Here is a 20,028-nt window from a genome sequence, read left to right as displayed (position 1 = left end):
CACGCCCGCAGGAAGCCGCCCCGTCAGTCCGGCCGGATGTTGTTCTCGCGCACCACCTGGCCCCAGGTGCGGATCTGGCGCGAGAGGAATTCGCGGAACGCCTCCTCCCCCTGCGGCTCCAGGTCAATGCCGAGATTGGTCACGCGCGTGCGGACCGTCTCGATCTCCAGCGCCTTGCGGAGTTCCGCCTCCATCCGCTGCTTGATGGCCGCGGGCATATTGGCCGGGCCGAGGAAGCCCCAGAAGGCCCGCGCATCAATGCCCTGCACCCCGCATTCGGCCAAGGTCGGCACGTTGGGCATGCTGGGCGAGCGTGTGTTGCTGGTCTGCGCGAGCGGCACCAGCACGCCGCTGTCCACATGCACGCCGATGGCCGGGCGGGTCGCGATGGGCAGGTCAACCTCGCCCGCCAGCGCCGCCGCGGCCAGCGGGCCGCCACCACGATAGGGCACATGCACCAGTTGCAGCCCCGTGGTACGCCCCACCAGCGCCATGGTCAGATGCGCGAGCGAGCCATTGCCGATGGTGCCATAGGTCAGCGTGTCGGGCCGCGCGCGCGCCGCCGCGGCCATCGCCGCCCAGTCCTTGTAGGGCCGCGTGGAATGGGCCGTCAGCACCATGGGCGCCGTGCCGAACAGCAGCAGCGGCGTCAGGTCGCGCTCGGTGTCGAAGCCCATGTTCGGGATCAGCGCAGGGTTCACGGCGTGGGTGTCGAAGACCAGCACCCAGGTGTTGCCGTCGGGCGCGCTGCGCGCCACGGCGGCGGTGCCGAGCGAGCCCGAGGCGCCGGCGCGGTTCTCCACGATGACGGGCACGCCCAGTGCCTGCGACAGCGGCTGTTGCAGCAGCCGCGACAGCGCATCCGTGCTGCCGCCCGGCGGAAAGGGTGCGATGATGCGGATGGGCCCCGAGGGCCAGGCGGATTGCGCGCGCAGCGCGGGGGCGGCCAGCAGCGTGGCCCCGCCCGCCAGCAGCAGCCGACGTGTGGATGTGGTCATCTTGGTTCCTCCCCGTTCGGTGTCCTTGCCCCGGTTGTGCCCGAGTTGCGCCGCCGGCTCAACCGGCTGGGAAACGGTCCCGCGTGCGGTTGGCGATGGCGACGAGGGAGAGCATCACCGGCACCTCCACCAGCACGCCCACCACGGTGGCCAGCGCCGCGCCGCTGTTCAGCCCGAAGAGGCTGATGGCCACCGCCACCGCAAGTTCGAAGAAGTTCGACGTGCCGATCAGCGCGCAGGGCGCCGCGACGCGGAAGGGCACCCGCCAGAGATACGCCCAGACATAGGCCAGGGCGAAGATGCCATAGGATTGCAGCAGCAGCGGCACCGCGATCAGCAGGATGACGAGCGGCTGCGCCAGGATCACGCCGCCCTGGAAGCCGAAGAGCAGCACGACGGTGGCCAGCAGTCCCAGCACCCCGGCGGGCTTCAGCCGCGCGGTGAAGGCCTCCACCGCCGCCGCCTCCCGCAGCGCCGCGCGCGTCGCGATGCCCGCGGCCAGCGGCACCACGACATAGAGCAGCACCGAGAGCAGCAGCGTCTCCCACGGCACCGGGATGGAGGTGACGCCCAGCAGCAGCGCCACGATGGGCGCGAAGGCCAGCACCATCACCGCGTCGTTCACCGAGACCTGCACCAGCGTGTAGGTGGGGTCGCCCCGCACCAGCTGGCTCCAGACGAAGACCATGGCGGTGCAGGGCGCGGCGCCCAGCAGGATGACGCCGGCCAGGTATTGCTGCGCGTCGGCGGGCGCGATCAGGTCGGCGAAGACCACCTCGAAGAACAGCACGCCGAGCGCGGCCATGGTGAAGGGCTTCACCAGCCAGTTCACCACCAGCGTGATGACCAGGCCCTTGGGCTTGTCGCCGATGTGGCGCAGGGAGGAGAAGTCCACCGCCACCATCATCGGGTAGATCATCACCCAGATCAGCACGGCGACGACCAGGTTCACCCGCGCATATTCCAGCGCCGCCAGCGCCTGGAACAGGCCAGGTGCCAGCGCGCCCAGCCCGATGCCGGCGCCGATGCACAGCGCGACCCAGAGGCTGAGCCAGCGTTCGAAGGTGCCGAGCGGTTCCTGCATGGCGCCTGTCTATCCCCGCCCCGCCCCATCTGGCCAGCGGTGCCATGGCGCGCCACTCTGCCCGCGCGCCAGACGAGGAACCGCCCCATGCCCCCTGCCCCGCTCCGCCTGCTCGGCCGCAAGGACGCCTTCAATGTCCGCAAGGTGCTCTGGATGCTGGAGGAGCTGGGCGAACCTTTCACCCAGGAGGATTGGGGCCGCGGCCATCGCAGCATGCAGGTGCCGGAGTTCCTGGCGCTGAACCCGCTGGGCACGGTGCCGGTGCTGGTGGATGGCGATGCGGTGCTGCGCGAATCCCACGTCATCATGCGCCACCTCGCCGCCACGCGGGCGCGCCACGACCTGCTGCCCGCCGAGCCCGCCGCGCGGGCCGAGGTCGAGGCCTGGATGGACTGGGTGGCCTATGAGATGACGCTGCCCATGCGCCTGGGTTATCTCGGCGGCGTGCTGAACCTCGCGCCCTGGAACGGGCCTGGCATGGCGGCCTTGGGGCGCGCGGAATACGCGCACCGCATGGGCGTGCTGGAGCAGGCACTGGCGCGCGGCGGGCCCTACCTGGCGGGCGCCACCCTCACGCTCGCCGACATGGCCTGCGGCATGGCCGTGCACCGCTGGGCCGTGGTGAAGGATGGCAGCGAGGCGCCCACCCCCGCCCTGGACGCCTGGCTGGAGCGCCTGGCGGAAAGCCCCGGCTTCCGCGCGCATATCCGCAACGGGCTGCCCTGACCCGTCAGGCGCGGGCGGCCGGTTCCTCCGGGCGGTCGAGGCGGAAGACCGCCTCGGCGATGCCGGCCCAGTCCTGGGTGTCCAGCGTGGCGGCCTCGCTGGTGCGGAGCACCGACACCTCCGTCACACCCAGCGCGGCCAGCTGGTGCGGCGTGCCATGGCCGAAATCGAGATGCCCGGCGCCGATGATGCCCACCACCAGCGGCACGCCACCCTCCAGCGCGGCGGCGATGTTGCAGGCGAAGGCGCGGTCCCACACCTGCTGGGCGCGGAGGAAGCGGTCGGTGATCTCGGCCTCGGGCCGGCCGGTCAGCCAGGAGATGTAGGCGCGGTGGCCGGGCGTGGGCGGGGCCGCGGGCGTCATGCCGTCGCGCTCCTCCTCGGGCACGGAATCCCAGCCATCCTTGCCGATGCGGGTCACCAGCGGGCGGTGGCAGTTCAGCGCCAGCATCCGCACACCTTGCTGACGGCAGAAGTGGAAGAGGGGCAGGTAGAATTCGGGCGGGAAACCCCAGACCTTCTCCCACTCCACCTCGCGCAGGAATTCCTCGGTGGTGAAGGCGCCCTCCACCCAGCGGTCCAGCACGGGCTGCAGGCGGCGGGGGAACATCTCGAAGCCGACCGCGAGGCCTGGTTGCAGCAGATGCAGGCAGGTGACGACCTGCAACTGCCAGCGATGGATTTCCGCGATGTCGTGGCGCTCGCCCAGCAGCACGGCACGGCGGGTGGCCAGGCGCCGCATGAGGGGGCCGGCGTCAAGCAAGGCGCCGGTGGTGGGGTCCATCCAGCGGGCGCGGGGGTGGGGGGTGAGGGTCATCGGCGGGCCTTGATGCGAATAATTCGCATTCTCGACCAAAGCCGGGAAAGGGAAAAGACCCGCCCGGGGGATGGTCCCCCGGGCGGGCGTCGTTCAGGCGGCGGCGGAACCGCGCCGCGCGCGCACCAGGTTCATCCCCATGATGATCGCGAAGACCACGATGGCGATCCAGTTCACCATCTGGCCGAAGGGAACGATCAGCACGAAGCCCGCCACGCCGAAGATCACGCGCTCGATGATGTTGAGGCGTGCTTCCGCGAAGCCCTCGAAGGCGGCTGACATGGCGTAGATGCCCGGCAGCGCGAAGGCCGCGATGGACAGCTGCACCCAGATGTCGCCCGAGAGGAAGGGCTGGTAGGCCATCATCAACGGCACGAAATAGAGCGACTTCGCCAATCGCCACGCCACGAAGCCCGAGGCCATGGGCGAGGCATTGGCGATGGCCGCCGCCGCATAGGCCGGGATGCAGACCGGCGGCGTCACGTTGCTGTCCTGGCTGAGCCAGAAGATGATCATGTGCGCCGACAGCAACGCCAGCATGGCCGCCCCGGAGGAGAGCGAGGCGTCATAGACCTGCGCCCGCATGTCCTGCGGGATGGCCGCCAGCAGACGCGCCGCCTCCGCCGCCGCCATGCCCGTGCCGGGGGGCGGCAGGGAGATGTCGGGCGCGGCCAGCATGGCCACGGCGCGGACGATGTCGGGGATGTTCCCCGCCACGAAGGCCGCCTGCGCCGAGGAGTTCAGGATCATGTCCGCGAGCGCCGGCGCCGACAGCGTGGCCAGCACGACATAGGAGGCCGTGACCGGCAGCGCCGCCCCCAGCACCAGCGAGGCGAGCGCGATCAGCACCAGCGCGATGGCGAGGTTCCCGCCCGCCCAGGTCTCGATCATGATCGAGAAGACGTTGCCGAGCCCCGTGGTCGCGACCGCCGAAATCAGGATGCCGATGCCCACCAGCAGCACCGCCGTCGGCGCCATGGTGCGGGCGCCCAGATACAGCGCCTCCAGGATGCGGCGCGGCCCCATGGGCGTGTCCGAAATCCAGGAGACCACCACCACCGTGGCCGTGGCGGCACCGGCGGCATAGGCCGGGCTCATCCCCGAGAACAGCAGATAGAGCAGCACGGTGAAGGGGATCAGGAAGGGCAGGCCGCGGCGACGCACCGTCTCCATCAGCGGCGGCGCCTCCTCGTCCACGAAGCGGATGTCGTGGCGCTTCGCATGGATGCGCACGCCCACCGCCACGCCGAAGAAGAAGACCAGCGCCGGGATGGCCGAGACGGCCGCGATGTGCAGGTAGGGGATGGCCGTGAAGGAGGCCATGATGAAGGCGCCCGCGCCCATGATGGGCGGCAGGATGCCGCCGCCGGTGCTGGCCGCCGTCTCCACCCCCGCCGCGAAATGCGGCTTGAACCCCGCCTTCTTCATCAGCGGGATGGTGACCGCGCCGGTGGATGTGACGTTCGCCACCGCCGAGCCCGAGATGGTGCCCGACAGCGCCGAGGCGATGACGGCCACGAAGCCCGGCCCGCCCTGCATGCGCTTGGCCACCGCGCGGCCCAGGTCCAGCACGAAGCGGTCCGCCCCCGACACCTGCAGGAAGGCGCCGAAGATGATGAACATCGCCACCAGGTTCCAGGAGATCAGGGCGATGTTCCCGAACATCCCGTCATCGGAATAGAAGGTCCGGAACAGCGCGATCTCGACGGAAAGCCCGGGGAAGCGCAGCACGCCGCCCAGCCAGGCGCCCCAGAAGGTGACGTAGGTGAAGCCCAGGATGCACAGGATGGGCACGACGATGCCCGTGGTGCGGCGGATCAGCTCCAGCGCGATCAGTGGCGCCGCGATGGTGAAGACCCAGTCATACCAGAGGAATTCGCTGGCGCGGGCGTAGAAGGCGACCTCACCCGTGATGAGGTAGATGGCGCAGCCCACCGCCATCAGCGCGATGAAGATGTCTATGGCGAGGGCAAGCCAGCCCCGGGCACCCTCCCCACGCATGATCGGCCAGGCCAGCGCGCCGATCACGGCGAAGCCCGCGAAGTGGATGACGGAGGCGCGCAGCTCGCTCATCACCCCGAAGGTGTTGAGCCAGATGTGCCACGCCGAGAGAAGGACGCCGGCCACGAACAGGAACCGCGCGACGAGGCTTCCCTCGCCGCGCAGCCCCCGCGGAGCCTGTTCGGTGCTGTTCACGCGCGTCTCAGGCCGGACGGATGCGCTCCGGAATGGTCACGCCCCTTTCCTGGTAGTAGCGCGCCGCACCCGGGTGGACGGGGTTCACCAGGCCGTTCAGCGCGGTCTCCAGCTGGATTTCGCGCGTGGCGGCATGGATGCCGTTCAGGAAGGGCAGGTTCTCGAAGATGGACTTCGTGATCTCGTAGACGTCGTTCTCCGGCACCGCCGCGTTGCAGGCCAGGAAGTTGGGCTGGACGATGGTCTGAAGCGCCTGCGCCTGGCCCGGGTAGGAGTTGGCCGGGATCTGCGTCGGCACATAGAGGCCGTTGTTGCCGTCGGCCTGGGCCGCCTGCTCATTGGTGAAGGAGAGCAGCTTGAACTGGGCCGCCTGGCGGGCGAAGATCTGGGTCACCGCCGCCACCGGGATGCCGCCGCCCGGGTTGCTGCCGTCAATCTGGCCGTTCAGCAGCGCCTCGGCCGAGGGGCCGAAGCCCTGGAACACCAGGTCGAAATGCGTGTCCGGGTTGATGCCCAGGTTCGCGAAGATGAAGCGATTGGAGAACTCGGTGCCCGAGTTGCGCGCGCCCATGGAGAAGCGGCGGCCGCGCATCTGCGCCAAGTCCGCGATGGTGCCGGTGGGGGCAAGGCTCGCGCGCTGCACGAAATGCTCGACATTGCCCCAGATGTTCATGATGGAGCGCATGTTCTGCTGCGGGCCGGCCGACTGGATGGGGCCCGACCCGTCGCGCGCATAGACGCCGAACAGGCCCTGCATGATGGCGAATTGGGCCTGGTTTTCCCGCATCAGGCGCACATTCTCGCCCGAGCCGGCCGAGGAGATGGCCGACATGTCAATGCCACGCGAATTGGCGAGGCGCAGCTTGACCAGCGTCGCGAAAGCCACGCCCACCGGGTAATAGGTGCCGCCGATGGAGGCGGTGGCGAGGATGTAGCTGCGGGTGTTGCCCTGGGCGCGCGCCACGGCCGGCGCCGCCAGCACGGCGGCACCGCCGGCCAGGATGTTGCGGCGAGTGGTCATTGGTTTCGTCTCCCTGTCGTGCATGGCAAAGGGCCAGCTCGCAGGCCAACCCGCCATTTCCTGTCCGGTGCTTAACCTTCCGGCGCAGGCGGCACAAGCCTGTAACGCAGGCCGGGTATGCGCGGAGGTGGGGCGCTGCCGGGGGCGCCTACCCCCGCGCGTACCCCGCCCGCCGTTCCGGCGGTGTGGGCCAGCGGCCGCGGACGCGTTCCAGCAGCATGTCGGCGTCGGTCTGTGCGTTGGCCTTCAGCGCCACGTCGAGGAAGAGCTGTTCCAGCACGTCCTGCTGCGCGTAGCTCCCGCCGAGTTCGTGCATCCCGCCCAGGGCCGGGCGCATCACGGCCACGGCGTCCGCGTATTCGCCGCGGGCGCGGTGCAGCAGGGCGGCGCAGGCGGGGATGGCGTAGTCGCGCACGATGCGCGGATTGTCGCCGGTATTGGCCAGCGCGTAGTCGCGCATGGCGTCGAGCATGCGGGATGCGGCGTCGAGCCGGCCGGTCGCGGTCAGCGCCATCATCCAGTGCGGCAGGGTGAAGGCGGAGAGGCAGTCGCCGATGCGGCCCTCGGCCTTGTCGGCCAGCTCCACCCAGCGGTCGCCCACATCCACGCCCTGGCGCTCCAGGCGGAACAGCATGGAGGCCGCGTTCTGGCAATCAATGTAGAGGTCGGGCTGCACCTGCGTCACGGGGCTTTGCAGGTCGCGAAAGCCCTGGTCGTAGAGGCGCAGCACCTCGTCATGCTCGCCGCGCTCCAGGTGGAACATCGCCTGGTGCCAGAAGATGTGGTGGCGGAGGTTGTTGCCCGCGCCGAAATGCGGCGTGAGCTGCGTGATCCAGCCGATGCCCTCGGCGCGGCGGCCCTGCATTTCCAGCACATGCGCGACCGCATGCGCGGCCCAGAGGTCGCTGGGGTCGCGGCGGATGGCCTCGCGCCCGGCGCGTTCGGCGATGGCGTAGCTGCCGCATTCCTCATGGGCGAAGGCGCGGCAGGCCAGCATGGAGCCATAGCCCGGCATGTCGTCCGCCCAGTGCGGGATGGCGGCTTCCACGAGCTGATACATGGCCGGGGTGCGGCCCATCCAGAAGGCGGAAAAGTGGTGGAAGCGGAAGGCCAGGATGTCGCGCGGGTGCTCGGCCACGATGCGCTCCCAGATGGCCAGCGCGCGCTCCTGCCCGCCATCGGCCCAGGCCTCGAGCGCGTCCAGGTGCAGGCTCTCGCGCGCATTGGGCCGTAGGCCGCGCGCGGTCGCGATGGAGGCCTTCGCGGCGGGGATGAAGGCCTGATTGTAGGCCATCATGGAGAAGCCCGCCTTCATGGCGTGCAGCAGCGGCGCCTCGCCATCCAGGGCGAGGGCGGCCTTGAGCTGCAAGGGCGTGTCGAAGCGGTAGTTCAGGAAGGAGGCGATGGTGCGGTCATAGCCGGCAGCCGCCTCGTCGGAGGCGAAGGTGGCGGCGTTGCCCTGGGCGTCGCGCGGCATGGTTCAGGCTCCCCATTCCCGGAGGATGGCATCGGTGTCGGCGCCGAGACCGGGGGCCGGCACCTCCCAGGCGCCGAAGCCCGGAATGGCCGGGAAAGGCAGGGTGCCGAGGCCTGGCTGGTTGAACAAGGGGGCGGCCCCCACGGCTTGCACATGCGGGTCCCGCAGCCATTCGAGGGGTGTGTTCACCCGGTCGCACAGCATCCGCACGCCCTGGAGCTGCGTGACCCATTCGGCGGCGGTCTTGCGGCGGAAGGCCTCGCGCAGGATGGGGACGATCTCGGCCTTGTTGGCGGCGCGCTGGGCGAAGCTGTTGAAGCGCGGGTCATTGGGCAGTTCGGGCAGGCCGAGTTCCTGGCAGAGGGTGACGAATTCGGATTCGCGCACCATGGCCACCATCACCCAGGCGCCATCGCTGCCCTGCCAGGTGCCGGCGGGCACGTTCAGCTCGGCCGGCATGCGGCCCAGCAAGCCGCCCTCGGCGATGGGCAGCACCAGCAGCGAGGCCGCCGCCTGCATCAGCGAGATGTCGAGGTGCCGCCGGCGCGGCGTGGCCCCCGTGGCGCGGTCGCGCGCCTGTTCGGCCAGCGCGGCCTGGCAGGCGGCGAAGGCGGAAAGGCCGGAAAACACGTCCACCACCAGCGTCCCCACCTTGTGCGGCACGCCATCCGCCCCGGCATTGAGCGACACCAGGCCCGAAAAGGCCTGCGCCACGCCATCGGTGCAGGGACGCTCGCTGTAGGGGCCGGACTGGCCGAAGCCGGAGACGGAAACGCAGACCGCATCCTCCTTGGCCTGCTCGGGGCCGAGGCCGATGCGCGCGGCGACCCCGGGGCGGAAGGCCTCGATCAGCACATCGGCCCGGGCGGCGAGGCGCGCGGCCTTGGCGCGGTCCTCGGGCTGTGCGAGGTCCAGCACCAGCCCTTTCTTGCCGCGGTTGAAGGCGGTGTGCATCACGGAATGGTCGCCCTCGCGCGCCGTCAGCCCGCGCGACCAGTCGCCCTTGGGCGGTTCGAGCTTCACCACGGTGGCCCCCGCCTGCGCCAGCAGCATGCCGCAATAGGGGCCGGCGATGCCTTGCGCGGCGTCGAGCACGAAAATTCCGTCATAGGGTCCTGGCATGGCCGTTCCTCCGTTTGGGCGTATCATCGCTCCAACCGAGGAAGGGAGAAACCCATGCACGCCACACGACGCGCCATCCTGGCCGCGCCGCTGCTCGCCACGCCCGCATTGGCACGCGCGCAATCCTGGCCCACGCGGCCGGTGCGCATCATCGTGCCCTATCCGCCGGGGGGCCCACCGACATCGCGGGGCGTGTGGTGGCGGCGGGCTTGCAGGCGCAGCTGGGCCAGCCCGCGGTGGTGGAGAACCGGGCGGGCGCCTCGGGCGTGATCGGCTCAGGCGAGGTGGCGCGCGCGGCCCCCGATGGCGGGATGTTCCTGGTGAATGCGTCCGCGCATGTCATCATCCCGCACCTCCAGCCCAACATGCCCTTCGACGCCGTGGCGGATTTCACCCCGGTGACGGAGCTGGTGAAGGTGCCGCTGATCCTGGTGGTGAACCCGCAGCTTCCGGTGAACAGCGTGGCGGAACTCATCGCGCTGGCCCGCGCGCAGCCGGGGCGGCTTTCCTATGCCTCCTCCTCCATCGGCGGCGCGCCGCATCTGGCGGGCGAGATGTTCAAGCTGATGACGGGCACGAACATCGCCCATGTCCCCTATCGCGGCTCCGGCCCCGCGCTGACGGACATGGTGGGCGGGCATGTGCAGGTGATGTTCGACAGCCTGGCCTCCTCGGCCCAGCATGTGCGCGAGGGGCGGCTGAAGGCCCTCGCCGTCAGCACCGCCGAACGCATCGAGGCCTTCCCGAATCTGCCCACCATCGCGGAGGCGGGCGTGCCGGGCTACGAGATCACTACCTGGTACGGCATGTGGGGGCCCAGGAACCTGCCGGAGGCGATCGCGACGCGCATGCAGCAGGCCGTGGCCGCGGTGAACGCGACGGAGGAGGCAAAGGCGCGCTTCACCGCGCTGGGGGCGCAGCCCGTGGCCAGCCCGCCCGCCGACTTCGCCCGCTTCGTGCGGTCCGAATACGAGCGCTGGGGCCGCCTGGTCCGCGACGCCAACATCACGGCGGGCTGACGCCATGCGCGCATTGGTCTGCGAATCCTGGCGGCCCTTCGACCAGCTGGAGGTGAAGGAGGTCCCGCCGCCACCCATGCGCCCCGGCGCGGTGCGGATCCGCGTGGAGGCGTCCGGCGTGTCCTTCGCCACGCAGCTTGTGGTGGAGGGCAAGTATCAGCGCCGCCCGCCCCTGCCCTTCACGCCGGGCACCGAGGCCGCGGGCGTGGTGCTGGAAGGCCCGCTACCGGCGGGCACGCGCGTCTTCGCCGCGTTGGACTGGGGTGCCATGGCCGAGGAGGCGGTGGTGGACGCCATCCACGTCACGCCCTTGCCGGACCATTTGCCGCTCGATGCCGCGGTGGCCATGCCCATCAGCTACCCCACCGCCGCCGCCTCGCTGATGTGGCGCGGGCGGGTAGGACCGGGCGACTGGGTGCTGGTGCAGGGCGCCGGTGGCGGCGTGGGGCTGGCGGGGGTGGAGGTGGCGCGCGCCTTGGGCGCCCATGTCATCGCGCGCGCCGGCGTGGCGAAGCACGCGGCGCTGCGCGCGCGGGGCGCCGAGGTGGTGCTGGATTCGACGCTTCCCTTCCGCGACGCCGTGCGCGCCGCGACCGGCGGCGCGGGCGTTTCCTGCGTGCTGGACACGATCGGCGGGGCCAGCTTCGACGAATCGCTGCGCTGCCTGGGCGACGGCGGCACGCTGGTCACCATCGGCTATGCGGGCGGCGGCATCCCGACCGTGCCGGCCAATATCCTGCTGCTGAAGAACATCGCGGTCGCGGGCCTCAACTGGGGCAGCTACATCGGCTGGTCGCCGGGCGATGGGCGCGAGGGTTACGCGCCGCGCGTGCGCGCCCTGTGGGACCAGCTGGTGGCTTGGTGGGCGGAGGGGAAGCTCCGCCCCGAGGTCCATGCGCGCTATCCCTTGGCCGAGTTCCGCGCGGCGATGGCGGAAGTGGCCAACCGCCGCGCGCTGGGCCGCGTCGTCATCAACCCTTGCGCTTGAGGAAGCCCGCGAAGGCGGCCTGCGCCTCCTCGCTGCGCAGCCGCTCGCCGAAGGAGACGCGTTCGGCCGCCATGACCGCGCGCAGGGCCTCGGCGTGCGGGGCCTTGATGAGGCGCTTGGATTCCTGAACGGAGCCGGGCGGGAGGGCGGCCAGGGTTGCGGCCATCTCGGCGGCGGTGGCGTCCACCGCGCCATCCTCGACGGCGCGGGTGGCGAGGCCGGCTTCCGCCGCCTCGGCCCCGCTGAAGGCGGCACCCGAGAGCAGCCACCAATTCGCCCGCGCCGGACCCACGCGCAGCGGCAGCAGGAAGGAGGAACCGGCCTCCGGCACCAGGGCCAGCTTCGTGAAGGGCATCATCAGCCGGGCGGTGGTGCTGGCCACCACCACGTCGCAATGCAGCAGCAGCGTGGTGCCGATGCCCACCGCATTGCCGCGCACCGCGGCCACCACGGGCTTGGTCATGCCCACCAGGGCTTCGAGGAATTCGAAGGCGGCACCGGGGTCGCCCGGCTTGCGCTCTCCGACCGCCGCGAAGTCCGCGATGTCATTGCCCGCGGTGAAGTCGGCCCCACCCGCCAGCAGGATCACGCGCACGGCGTCGTCGCCCGCGGCCGCGCGCAGGGCCGCGCCCATGGCGCCATACATCTCGCGCGTGAGGGCGTTCTTCTTGTCGGGGCGGTTGAGGCGGATGGTCAGCACCGCGCCCTCGCGCGTGGTCTGGACGTGGTCGGTCATGCGGTTTCCTCCAGGGTCTTGAGGCGAGCCTGTCAGAAAATTCCCTGGAAGGGGAGAAGGCGGAGCGCATCGCCAGGGCCGACCACCTCCAACGCCTCGGGCAGCTCGGCCAGCGCGTCGGATTGCGTCAGCGAGGTCAGCCAGGCCGAACCCTCGCGCGGGAATTTTTGGGCGGTGCCGTCGCGCAGCGCGACGCGCAGATACTCCCGCCGGCCAGGGCGTTTCGTGTGATGGAAGCCCGCGATGGCGGTGAGGCGGGGCAGCGTCTCGGGTTGCGCGCCCGCCAGCCGCAGCACCAGCGGCCGCGCCAGGTGCAGGAAGGCCACCACCGCCGCCACCGGGTTGCCGGGCAGGCCCAGCAACGGGGTGCCCGCCACCACGCCCAGCGCGGCCGGCCGCCCCGGTTTCACCGCCAGGCGCCAGAAGTCGAGGCGGCCCAGGCTGGCCCGAACGTGGTCCTCCTCGCCCGCCGAGACGCCACCGGACGTCAGCAGCAGGTCCTGGCTTTCAGCGGCGGCGTGCAGGGCACGGCGGGTTTCGGCGGCGTCGTCGCGCAGGATGCCGTGGTCGGTGACGGCGACGGGCAGCGCGGCCAGCAGCGCCATCAGGGTGAAGCGGTTGCTGTCATGCGCCTGGGCGGGGCCGAGGGGTTGGCCGGGCGGCACCAGCTCATCGCCCGTGGAGAAGACGCCCACGCGCAGCAGGGGCCGCACCGGCAGGGTCGCGGCGCCCAGGGCGGCGGCCAGCCCGATTTCCGGTGCGCGCAGACGGCGGCCCGCGGGCAGGCCCTCGGCGCCGAGGGCCAGTTCCTCGCCCGCCCGGCGCGTGTTGGCGCCGCGGGCGAGGCCGGGGGGCACAAGCAGCGCGCCCCCCACCAGCCGCGCCGCTTCCTGCATCAGCACCGTGTCCGCGCCCTCGGGCAGGGCGGCGCCGGTGAAGATGCGCGCGGCGGTGCCGGGCTCCAGCGCGCCCGCCGCCTGCCCGGCCGTGATGCGGGCCGCGATGGGCAGCGGGCCGGTCGCGGGGTGCTGGAAGGCGTAGCCATCTAGCGCCGCATTGGTGAAGGGCGGCAGCGGTGTCGCGGCGTGGAGCGGCCGCGCCAGCACGCGCCCCAGCGCGGCGATGAGCGGCACCCATTCCTCGCCGCCAAGCGGGGTGACGCGCGCGGCGATCAGCGCCTGCGCGGCCTCGACCGTCAGCGGGGAATCGTCCAGCGCGAAGCAGTCGTCAGGGAGCGCCATGGCGCGAGGCTACAGCGCCGCGCGCGGCACCGCGAGGCGAAGTGCCGCGGCGCCGATGGCCGGGATGTCGTCCAGGTCCAGATGCGGCGGGGCGCCGGGGGGCGGCGGCGCGTCGCTCGCCAGCGCCACGATGCCGGGCTGGTCCGGGTGGAGATAGGGCTGGCCCAAGGCGGCGCGGTGCACCTCGATGCGCGGATGGGGGCCGGATTTGAAGCCCTCCACCAGCACCAGATCCACGGGGGCGAGCTGCGCCAGCAATTCGGGCAGTTCCGGCTCCGGCGCGCCGCGATGCTCGGTCAGCAGCGCCCAGCGTTGCGAGGAGGCCAGCAGCACCTGCGCCGCACCTGCCTCGCGATGCGCGTGCGAATCCTTGCCCGGCCGGTCGAGGTCAAAGCGGTGATGCGCGTGCTTGATGGTGGAAACCGTGAGCCCCTGCCCGGCCAGCCAGGGAATGAGGCGCGTGACCAGCGTGGTCTTGCCGGCACCGCTCCAGCCGGCGAAGCCGATCACGCGCATGGAGGGCTCAGAGGTCGCGCAGCACGGCGTAGAGGTCGGACTTCGCCTCGAAGCCGATGCCCGGGATGTCGGGCATGCGGATGCGGCTGTTCTCGACGGGCGTGCTGTCGGCGAAGCCGCCGAAGGGCGCGAAGACCTCCGGATAGCTTTCATTGCCACCCAGCCCCAGGCCGACGGCGATGTTCAGCGCGAATTGGTGCCCGCCATGCGGCACGCAGCGGCGGGGTGACCAGCCGTGTTCGCGCAGCATCTCCAGCGTGCGGAGATATTCCACCAGCCCATAGGACAGTGCGGGGTCAAACTGCAGCACGTCGCGGTCCGGGCGCAGCCCGCCATGGCGGATCAGGTTGCGCGCGTCCAGCATGGAGAAGAGGTTCTCGCCCGTCGCGATCGGCGGGGCGTAATGCTCGGCCAGCGTCGCATGGGTGCTGTAGTCCAGCGGGTCCAGCGGCTCCTCATACCAGCGCAGGCCGAAGCCCTGGATGGCGGCGGCGTAGCTGAGGGCCGCGTGCAAACCAAAGCGCCCGTTCACGTCCACGCAGAGCCGGTGCCCCGCGCCGTCCAGCAGCTTCAGCACGGCCTCGATCCGCTGGAGGTCCAGCAGCAGCGCCTCACGCACGCCCATGCCGGGCGAGCCGCCGATCTTCATCTTGACCACGCTGTAGCCGAGGCCGAGATAGCGCTTCATCTCCTCGACCAGCGCCTCGACATCCTTGCCCGGCTGGTAGTAGCCGCCGGCGGCATAGACCCAGGCCTGCTCATCGGCGCGGCCCTGGTTGTAGCGGTCGGCCAGCAGCTTCCACAGCGGCACGCCGGCGAGCTTCGCCGCCGCGTCCCACAGCGCCATGTCGAGCACGCCGACGGCCACCGAACGGTCACCATGGCCGCCCGGCTTTTCGTTCTTCATCATCGCCGTCCAGGCGGGGATGGGGTCGAAGCCGCCATCTTCATGGGCGGGCAACTCGCCCACGGCTTCGAGGCGCGGGATGAAGCGCTCGGCCAGCAAGCCCGGCTGGGCGTAGCGGCCATTGGAGTTGAAGCCATAGCCCGTGGCCTTGCGGCCATCGCCGGATTCGACGGTGACGGCCACCACGCTGGCCGTCATCTTGGAGAAATCAATATAGGCGTTGGCGATGCTGCTGCTGATCGGCACCACGCCCTGGCGGATGGACGCGATGCGCATTCAGATGGCCTTCGCCGCGCGCAGGGCGGCGATTTCCTCGGCCGTGAAGCCGAATTCGGCCAGGACCTCATCCGTGTGCTGGCCGCGCTCGGGCGTCGGGTTGCGGGCGCATGCCACGCCCTCGATCTGCATGGGCGCGCGCACCAGCGTGATCTCGCCCAGCTTGGGGTGCTGCACGGGCATGGCGATGCCCAGATGCTTCACCTGCTCATCGGCGAAGACCTGGTCCATGGAATAGACGGGGCCGCAGGGCACGCCCGCCTTGTTGAATTCCGCCACCCAATGCGCGCTGGTGTTGGTGCCGATCACCTTCTGGAGCATGGCGTTGGTCTTGGCGCGGTTCTTGGACCGCAGCTTGTCATTCGCCACGTCGGGGTCCTTGGCTTCCTCCTGGATGCCGAGGACGGAGACGATGCGCTCCCACATCTGCTGGCCGCCGCCGGCCAGGTTCACCACGCCATCGGTCGTGGTGAACAGGCCGGTGGGCACGGTGGTCGGGTGGTCATTGCCGGCCTGGGGCGGCACCTCGCCCGCCATGGTCCAGCGGGTGGCCTGGAAGTCCATCATCGCGATCATGGCCTCCAGCAGCGAGGTATGCACCCAGCGGCCCTTGCCCGTGCTCTCGCGCTCCAGCAGCGCCACCATGATGCCCAGCGCGCAATAGAGGCCGGCCGTGAGGTCCGCCACGGGAATGCCCGCGCGCACGGGGCCCTGGCCGGGCAGGCCCGTCACGCTCATCAGCCCGCCCATGCCCTGGGCGATCTGGTCGAAGCCTGGCCGCTTCGCATAGGGGCCGGTCTGGCCGAAGCCGCTGATGGAGCCCAGCACGATGCGCGGGTTGATCCTGGACAGCGTCTCGTAATCCACGCCCAGGCGGTTCTTCACGTCGGGGCGGTAGTTTTCCACCACCACATCGGCCTTCTGCACGAGGCGGTGGAAGGTGGCCCGTCCCTCCTCGGACTTCAGGTTCAGCGTGATGCCGCGCTTGTTGCGGTGCACCAGCTGGAAGTCCGGGCCATGGCGTTCGCCGCCCAGCCCCTTGCCGGTGTCCACCTCATCCGTGGCCTCGACCTTGATGACATTGGCACCCCAGTCGGCGAGCTGCCGCACGCAGGTGGGACCCGAACGGACGCGGGTGAGGTCGAGCACGGTGAAACGGGAAAGCGGCATCATGGCATGGGTCCCCTGGCGACTGCGCGTGCGCATCTTCCACCCCGCGGCTTTCGCTGCAACCCTGCCCGGGAAATGGAGGAACAGAACATGTCGAGTGAATTGTTGATCGAGCACCGGGACGGGATCGCCTTCGTGACCCTGAACCGCCCCCAGGCGCGCAACGCCATGACCTTCGAGATGTATGAGGGCCTGGCCAAGCTGGCGACCCAGGCCAACACGGACGACGCCATCAAGGCCATCGTCATCACCGGCGCGGGGGAGAAGGCCTTCGCCGCGGGCACCGACATCAGCCAGTTCACGAATTTCCGCACGGCCGAGGATGCGCTCGCCTATGAGGAAAAGATCGACCGGATCATGACCGCGCTCGAGACCTGCATCAAACCCACCATCGCGGCCATCGCGGGCGCCTGCACCGGGGGTGGCGCGGGAATCGCCGCGGTGTGCGACCTCCGCATCGGGGCGGCCAATGCGCGCTATGGCTTCCCCATCGCGCGCACCCTGGGCAACACGCTCTCGATGGCGAATTTCGCCCGGCTCTCCACCATGATCGGGCCCACGCGGGTGATGGACCTGGTCTACACCTCGCGCCTGATCGAGGCGGAGGAGATGAAGGCCTGGGGGCTGCTGTCGGAAATCCTGCCCGACCATGCCTCCCTCCAGGCGCGGGCGGCGGAACTCGCCGCCACGGTGGCGGGCCATGCCCCGCTGACGTTGCGCGCCTGCAAGGAGGCCCTGCGCCGCCTGCGCGCCCCCCTGCGGGAGATCAACGGCGATGACCTGGTGGAGATGTGCTTCACCAGCCGGGACTTCGCCGAGGGGGTGGAGGCCTTCTTGGCCCGCCGGCCGGCCGTCTGGCAGGGACGCTGACCGGGAGGGTAACGAACCCTAAACGCCCCTGTGACACGGGCGAAAATGCGCTAGGTTGGATGGAATGCAGAACCGTCCAACCGCTCTCGTCCTCGGCGCCGGCATCATGGGGCTCGGCGCCGCCTGGGGGCTGCGGCGCGAGGGCTTCGCCGTGACGGTGGTGGACCAGGCCACGCCGCCCAACCCGCATGGCGCCTCGGTGGACCACCACAGGTTGATTCGCCACAGCTATGGCGGGCAGCATGGCTATATGCGGATGGTGGACGCCGCCTATGCCGCCTGGGAGGAGCTCTGGGCCGAACTCGGCCAGGTGTTGCACATCCCGACCGGGGTGCTGACCATTGACGAACCGGGCTGCACCCTTGTGCAGCGCAGCCGCGCGGGCCTCGCGATCGGCGGCTACCCGACCGAGGATTTGACGGGCGCCGAGGTCGAGGCGCGCTTCCCCTATCTCTCCGGTGGCCATGTGGCGGATGCGCTGTTCTGCCCGCTGGGCGGCGTGCTGCTGGCCGGGCGGATCGTGGGCGCGCTGGCGGACCATCTGCGCGAAGGCGGCGTGGTGTTCGAGCAGGCCCGCGCCATCTCGGTGGACGCGGCCCGTGGCGCCCTCACGCTGGAGAACGGCGCAACCCGCGCGGCGGACGTGCTGGTGGTCGCCGCCGGGCCCTGGGCGCCGCGGCTGCTGCCGGCGCTGGCGGGGCGCGTCGTCGCCTCGCGCCAGGTCATCATCCGCCTGATGCCGCCCGCCGCCACCCTGCCGCAATGGGAACGCGCCCCCATGGTGCTGGAACTGGGCGAGACGGGCGGCTTCTACCTGGTGCCGCCCGTGGCTGGCACCCCGCTCAAGATCGGCGACCACAGCTTCTCCCGCCAGGGCGACCCGGACGAACCCACGCGCGAGGCCGACCCGCGCGAGGTGGCGCGCATCCTGGACCTGGCCCGCGCCCGCATCCCCGGGCTGGACGGCTTCACGCTGGTTGACAGTGCCAACTGCTTCTACGATGTGGAGGATGAAGAGCGCTTCATCATCGAGCCCCTGTCGCCGCGGGCCTGGGTGATGAGCGGCTTCTCCGGCCATGGCTTCAAGTTCGGCGCGGTGCTGGGGCTTCGCCTCGCCCGCGCCATCGCGCGCAACGAGGACGCGGCGGGCTTCTCGGCCTGGGCCGCCGGAGAGGAGAGCCTGCCCGCATGACCAGCCAGCTCGACGACATCCGCTTCGCCCTCACCCGGCTGCACCCCATCCCCGAGGAGGTGCTGGGCGCCGACGACGTGGCCGCCCTGCTGGAGGAGATGCGGAAATTCACCGAGGGCGTGGTCGAGCCGCACCGGCTGGAGGCGGACCGCCAGGGCGCCCGCTTCGAAGGCGGCGAGGTGCGCTGCCCTCCCGCCTACCGCGACATCTACGCCAAGTGGATCGAGGCCGGCTGGCAGGGGCTGCCGGCGGGCGAGGCCCATGGCGGCCAGGGCCTGCCCTTCGCGCTGGCGGCCGCCATGAAGGAGCTGCTGACCACGGCCGACCACGCCTTCAGCCTCTGCCCCACCCTGACCTGGGGCGCCATCGAGCTGCTGGAACGCCACGCCACGGAGGACCAGGCCGGGCGCCTGCTGCCGCCGCTGGTCTCGGGCGAATGGAATGGCACCATGTGCCTGACCGAGCCCCAGGCGGGCAGTGACCTCTCCACCGTCCGCACCCGGGCGGAGCCGCTGGGCGATGGCCGCTACGCCCTGCACGGCCAGAAGATCTACATCACCTATGGCGAGAACGACCTCGCCGCGAACACCCTGCACCTGGTGCTGGCCCGGTTGCCGGAGGCGCCGGCGGGGTCGCGCGGGATTTCGCTCTTCGCCTGCCCGAAGCTGAAGGCGGATGGCAGCCGCAACGCGGTGCGCTGCGGGGGGATCGAGCGCAAGCTCGGCATCCATGCCTCGCCCACCTGCATCATGCTGTTCGAGGGGGCGGAGGCGGAACTCATCGGCGAGCCCCATCGCGGCCTGCCCGCCATGTTCGCCATGATGAACAATGCCCGCCTCCAGGTCGGCATCGAGGGGGTGGCGGCCGGGGCGCGGGCGCTGCACCTGGCCACCGCCTATGCCGAGGGGCGCGAGCAGGGCGGCAAGCCTATCGCCCGCCACCCCGATGTGGCGCGGATGCTGGCCGAGATGCGGGCCACCACCCTGGCCGGGCGGTTCCTGGCCCTGGAAGCCTGCGTCGCGGCCGATGCGGCGCGGGCCGGCGTGGCGGGGGCGGAGGAAAAGCTCGCCCTGCTGACGCCCATCGTGAAGTCCTGGTGCACGGACCGGGGCGTGGCCGCGGCCTCGCTCGGCGTGCAGGTGCATGGGGGCATGGGCTTCGTGGAGGATACGGGCGCCGCCCAGGTGCTGCGCGATTCGCGCATCTGCCCCATCTATGAGGGCACGAACGGCATCCAGGCGCTGGACCTCGTCACCCGCAAGCTGCCGCGCGACCAGGGGGCCACGCTGCGCGCCATGCTGGCCGCCGCCGTGGCGGAGGATGCGCGCCTCGCCCCCGCCGCCGAGGCGCTGGAGGGGGCCACCCGCCGCATCCTGAGCGCCGGCCCGGCCGAGGTGGCGGCGACCGCCACCGCCTATCTTGAAGCCTGTGGTTGGTTCCTGGGCGCGGCACAGCTCGCCCGCGCCGCCCGGCTGGACCCCGCCTATGGCCCCATCGCGGGCTTCTACATGGCGCGGCTGCTGCCCCGCGCCGTGGCGCATTGCCAGGAAATCGCCGGGGCCGACGAAGTCCTGGCGCTGATCGCTTAGGGGAAAGAAGTGGTTGTGAACAATCGGGGGCTTGCGCCCTCGCGCCAACACAGCATGTTGATGCGCAGCACAAGAACAGCCCA

At 70.9% G+C, this 20,028-nt stretch carries 18 protein-coding genes; 6 read left to right on the top strand and 12 right to left on the bottom strand.

The genetic code is table 11. The features are described from left to right. Positions 1 to 23: 23 nt before the first annotated feature. Both ICW72_RS19400 and arsB read right to left on the bottom strand, forming a co-directional pair. On the bottom strand, positions 24 to 998 hold the full coding sequence (locus ICW72_RS19400; protein WP_191084167.1) for a tripartite tricarboxylate transporter substrate-binding protein: 975 nt from the start codon (positions 996 to 998) through the stop codon (positions 24 to 26). Between the two features lie 58 nt (positions 999 to 1,056). Next, complete coding sequence (gene arsB, locus ICW72_RS19395; protein WP_191084166.1) at positions 1,057 to 2,082, bottom strand: ACR3 family arsenite efflux transporter; 1,026 nt, start codon at positions 2,080 to 2,082, stop codon at positions 1,057 to 1,059. Positions 2,083 to 2,169: 87 nt separating this feature from the next. Between arsB and ICW72_RS19390 the strand changes: the two genes are divergently transcribed. Then, on the top strand, positions 2,170 to 2,808 hold the full coding sequence (locus ICW72_RS19390; RefSeq protein ID WP_191084165.1) for a glutathione S-transferase family protein: 639 nt from the start codon (positions 2,170 to 2,172) through the stop codon (positions 2,806 to 2,808). A gap of 4 nt (positions 2,809 to 2,812) precedes the next feature. Here the strand turns inward: ICW72_RS19390 and ICW72_RS19385 are convergent, their stop codons facing one another. The 5 genes from ICW72_RS19385 to ICW72_RS19365 form a co-directional block, all read right to left on the bottom strand. Beyond that, entirely contained in the window at positions 2,813 to 3,625 is an 813-nt protein-coding gene (locus ICW72_RS19385) for a ChaN family lipoprotein (RefSeq protein WP_191084164.1), read from the bottom strand. 93 nt (positions 3,626 to 3,718) lie between these two features. Beyond that, positions 3,719 to 5,821, bottom strand: a complete 2,103-nt coding sequence (locus ICW72_RS19380) for a TRAP transporter permease (protein WP_191084163.1) — start codon at positions 5,819 to 5,821, stop codon at positions 3,719 to 3,721. A 7-nt stretch (positions 5,822 to 5,828) separates the two neighbouring features. Next, positions 5,829 to 6,842 (bottom strand): TAXI family TRAP transporter solute-binding subunit, encoded by a 1,014-nt coding sequence (locus ICW72_RS19375; protein WP_191084162.1) that lies wholly within the window; start codon positions 6,840 to 6,842, stop codon positions 5,829 to 5,831. 148 nt (positions 6,843 to 6,990) lie between these two features. Further along, positions 6,991 to 8,319: a tetratricopeptide repeat protein gene (locus tag ICW72_RS19370; RefSeq protein ID WP_191084161.1), complete on the bottom strand. Its 1,329-nt coding sequence runs from the start codon at positions 8,317 to 8,319 to the stop codon at positions 6,991 to 6,993. Positions 8,320 to 8,322: 3 nt separating this feature from the next. Further along, a complete protein-coding gene (locus tag ICW72_RS19365) occupies positions 8,323 to 9,441 on the bottom strand; it encodes a CaiB/BaiF CoA transferase family protein (RefSeq protein ID WP_191084160.1) in 1,119 nt (372 codons plus the stop codon). A 194-nt stretch (positions 9,442 to 9,635) separates the two neighbouring features. Between ICW72_RS19365 and ICW72_RS19360 the strand changes: the two genes are divergently transcribed. Beyond that, positions 9,636 to 10,460 carry a tripartite tricarboxylate transporter substrate binding protein gene (locus ICW72_RS19360; protein ID WP_223880701.1) on the top strand — a complete coding sequence of 275 codons (825 nt, stop codon included), beginning with the start codon at positions 9,636 to 9,638 and terminating at the stop codon, positions 10,458 to 10,460. A 4-nt stretch (positions 10,461 to 10,464) separates the two neighbouring features. Further along, a complete protein-coding gene (locus ICW72_RS19355; protein ID WP_191084158.1) occupies positions 10,465 to 11,448 on the top strand; it encodes an NADPH:quinone oxidoreductase family protein in 984 nt (327 codons plus the stop codon). Here the strand turns inward: ICW72_RS19355 and ICW72_RS19350 are convergent. Genes ICW72_RS19350 through ICW72_RS19330 form a run of 5 tightly spaced genes read right to left on the bottom strand, consistent with a single transcriptional unit; the run spans position 11,432 to position 16,297 of the window. Then, positions 11,432 to 12,184, bottom strand: coding sequence for an enoyl-CoA hydratase-related protein (locus ICW72_RS19350; RefSeq protein WP_191084157.1), 753 nt, complete (start codon positions 12,182 to 12,184; stop codon positions 11,432 to 11,434). The genes ICW72_RS19355 and ICW72_RS19350 overlap by 17 nt on opposite strands. A 32-nt stretch (positions 12,185 to 12,216) precedes the next feature. Next, positions 12,217 to 13,425, bottom strand: coding sequence for a molybdopterin molybdotransferase MoeA (locus tag ICW72_RS19345; protein WP_191084156.1), 1,209 nt, complete (start codon positions 13,423 to 13,425; stop codon positions 12,217 to 12,219). Between the two features lie 9 nt (positions 13,426 to 13,434). Next, positions 13,435 to 13,941: a molybdopterin-guanine dinucleotide biosynthesis protein B gene (gene mobB, locus ICW72_RS19340; RefSeq protein ID WP_191084155.1), complete on the bottom strand. Its 507-nt coding sequence runs from the start codon at positions 13,939 to 13,941 to the stop codon at positions 13,435 to 13,437. Between the two features lie 7 nt (positions 13,942 to 13,948). After that, a complete protein-coding gene (locus tag ICW72_RS19335; RefSeq protein WP_191084154.1) occupies positions 13,949 to 15,124 on the bottom strand; it encodes an enolase C-terminal domain-like protein in 1,176 nt (391 codons plus the stop codon). Continuing rightward, positions 15,125 to 16,297: a CaiB/BaiF CoA transferase family protein gene (locus ICW72_RS19330; RefSeq protein ID WP_191084153.1), complete on the bottom strand. Its 1,173-nt coding sequence runs from the start codon at positions 16,295 to 16,297 to the stop codon at positions 15,125 to 15,127. An 87-nt stretch (positions 16,298 to 16,384) separates the two neighbouring features. Here ICW72_RS19330 and ICW72_RS19325 point away from each other — a divergent pair, with 87 nt between their 5' ends. From ICW72_RS19325 to ICW72_RS19315, 3 genes are all read left to right on the top strand, one after another. Continuing rightward, complete coding sequence (locus tag ICW72_RS19325; RefSeq protein WP_232370752.1) at positions 16,385 to 17,164, top strand: enoyl-CoA hydratase; 780 nt, start codon at positions 16,385 to 16,387, stop codon at positions 17,162 to 17,164. A 64-nt stretch (positions 17,165 to 17,228) separates the two neighbouring features. Further along, a complete protein-coding gene (locus ICW72_RS19320) occupies positions 17,229 to 18,356 on the top strand; it encodes an FAD-dependent oxidoreductase (protein ID WP_191084151.1) in 1,128 nt (375 codons plus the stop codon). After that, the gene (locus ICW72_RS19315; RefSeq protein WP_191084150.1) at positions 18,353 to 19,945 is read left to right on the top strand and encodes an acyl-CoA dehydrogenase; all 1,593 of its coding nucleotides are present in this window, start codon (positions 18,353 to 18,355) and stop codon (positions 19,943 to 19,945) included. Before ICW72_RS19320 ends, ICW72_RS19315 begins: the two co-directional genes overlap by 4 nt. The last annotated feature ends 83 nt before the right edge of the window (positions 19,946 to 20,028 follow it).

Origin of the sequence: Roseococcus microcysteis, from assembly GCF_014764365.1 — a bacterium.
Classification (GTDB): domain Bacteria; phylum Pseudomonadota; class Alphaproteobacteria; order Acetobacterales; family Acetobacteraceae; genus Roseococcus; species Roseococcus microcysteis.
The sequence above is the reverse complement of the archived record's forward strand: the minus strand, read 5'-3'. Positions and strand labels throughout refer to the sequence as shown.

What these genes read in the sequence shown, in the direction of transcription:
- ICW72_RS19400 (WP_191084167.1), bottom strand. Translation starts at nt 998, where the DNA reads ATGACCACATCCACACGTCGGCTGCTGCTGGCGGGCGGGGCCACGCTG.
- arsB (WP_191084166.1), bottom strand. Translation starts at nt 2,082, where the DNA reads ATGCAGGAACCGCTCGGCACCTTCGAACGCTGGCTCAGCCTCTGGGTC.
- ICW72_RS19390 (WP_191084165.1), top strand. Translation starts at nt 2,170, where the DNA reads ATGCCCCCTGCCCCGCTCCGCCTGCTCGGCCGCAAGGACGCCTTCAAT.
- ICW72_RS19385 (WP_191084164.1), bottom strand. Translation starts at nt 3,625, where the DNA reads ATGACCCTCACCCCCCACCCCCGCGCCCGCTGGATGGACCCCACCACC.
- ICW72_RS19375 (WP_191084162.1), bottom strand. Translation starts at nt 6,842, where the DNA reads ATGACCACTCGCCGCAACATCCTGGCCGGCGGTGCCGCCGTGCTGGCG.
- ICW72_RS19370 (WP_191084161.1), bottom strand. Translation starts at nt 8,319, where the DNA reads ATGCCGCGCGACGCCCAGGGCAACGCCGCCACCTTCGCCTCCGACGAG.
- ICW72_RS19365 (WP_191084160.1), bottom strand. Translation starts at nt 9,441, where the DNA reads ATGCCAGGACCCTATGACGGAATTTTCGTGCTCGACGCCGCGCAAGGC.
- ICW72_RS19355 (WP_191084158.1), top strand. Translation starts at nt 10,465, where the DNA reads ATGCGCGCATTGGTCTGCGAATCCTGGCGGCCCTTCGACCAGCTGGAG.
- ICW72_RS19350 (WP_191084157.1), bottom strand. Translation starts at nt 12,184, where the DNA reads ATGACCGACCACGTCCAGACCACGCGCGAGGGCGCGGTGCTGACCATC.
- ICW72_RS19345 (WP_191084156.1), bottom strand. Translation starts at nt 13,425, where the DNA reads ATGGCGCTCCCTGACGACTGCTTCGCGCTGGACGATTCCCCGCTGACG.
- mobB (WP_191084155.1), bottom strand. Translation starts at nt 13,941, where the DNA reads ATGCGCGTGATCGGCTTCGCCGGCTGGAGCGGTGCCGGCAAGACCACG.
- ICW72_RS19335 (WP_191084154.1), bottom strand. Translation starts at nt 15,124, where the DNA reads ATGCGCATCGCGTCCATCCGCCAGGGCGTGGTGCCGATCAGCAGCAGC.
- ICW72_RS19330 (WP_191084153.1), bottom strand. Translation starts at nt 16,297, where the DNA reads ATGATGCCGCTTTCCCGTTTCACCGTGCTCGACCTCACCCGCGTCCGT.
- ICW72_RS19325 (WP_232370752.1), top strand. Translation starts at nt 16,385, where the DNA reads ATGTCGAGTGAATTGTTGATCGAGCACCGGGACGGGATCGCCTTCGTG.
- ICW72_RS19320 (WP_191084151.1), top strand. Translation starts at nt 17,229, where the DNA reads ATGCAGAACCGTCCAACCGCTCTCGTCCTCGGCGCCGGCATCATGGGG.
- ICW72_RS19315 (WP_191084150.1), top strand. Translation starts at nt 18,353, where the DNA reads ATGACCAGCCAGCTCGACGACATCCGCTTCGCCCTCACCCGGCTGCAC.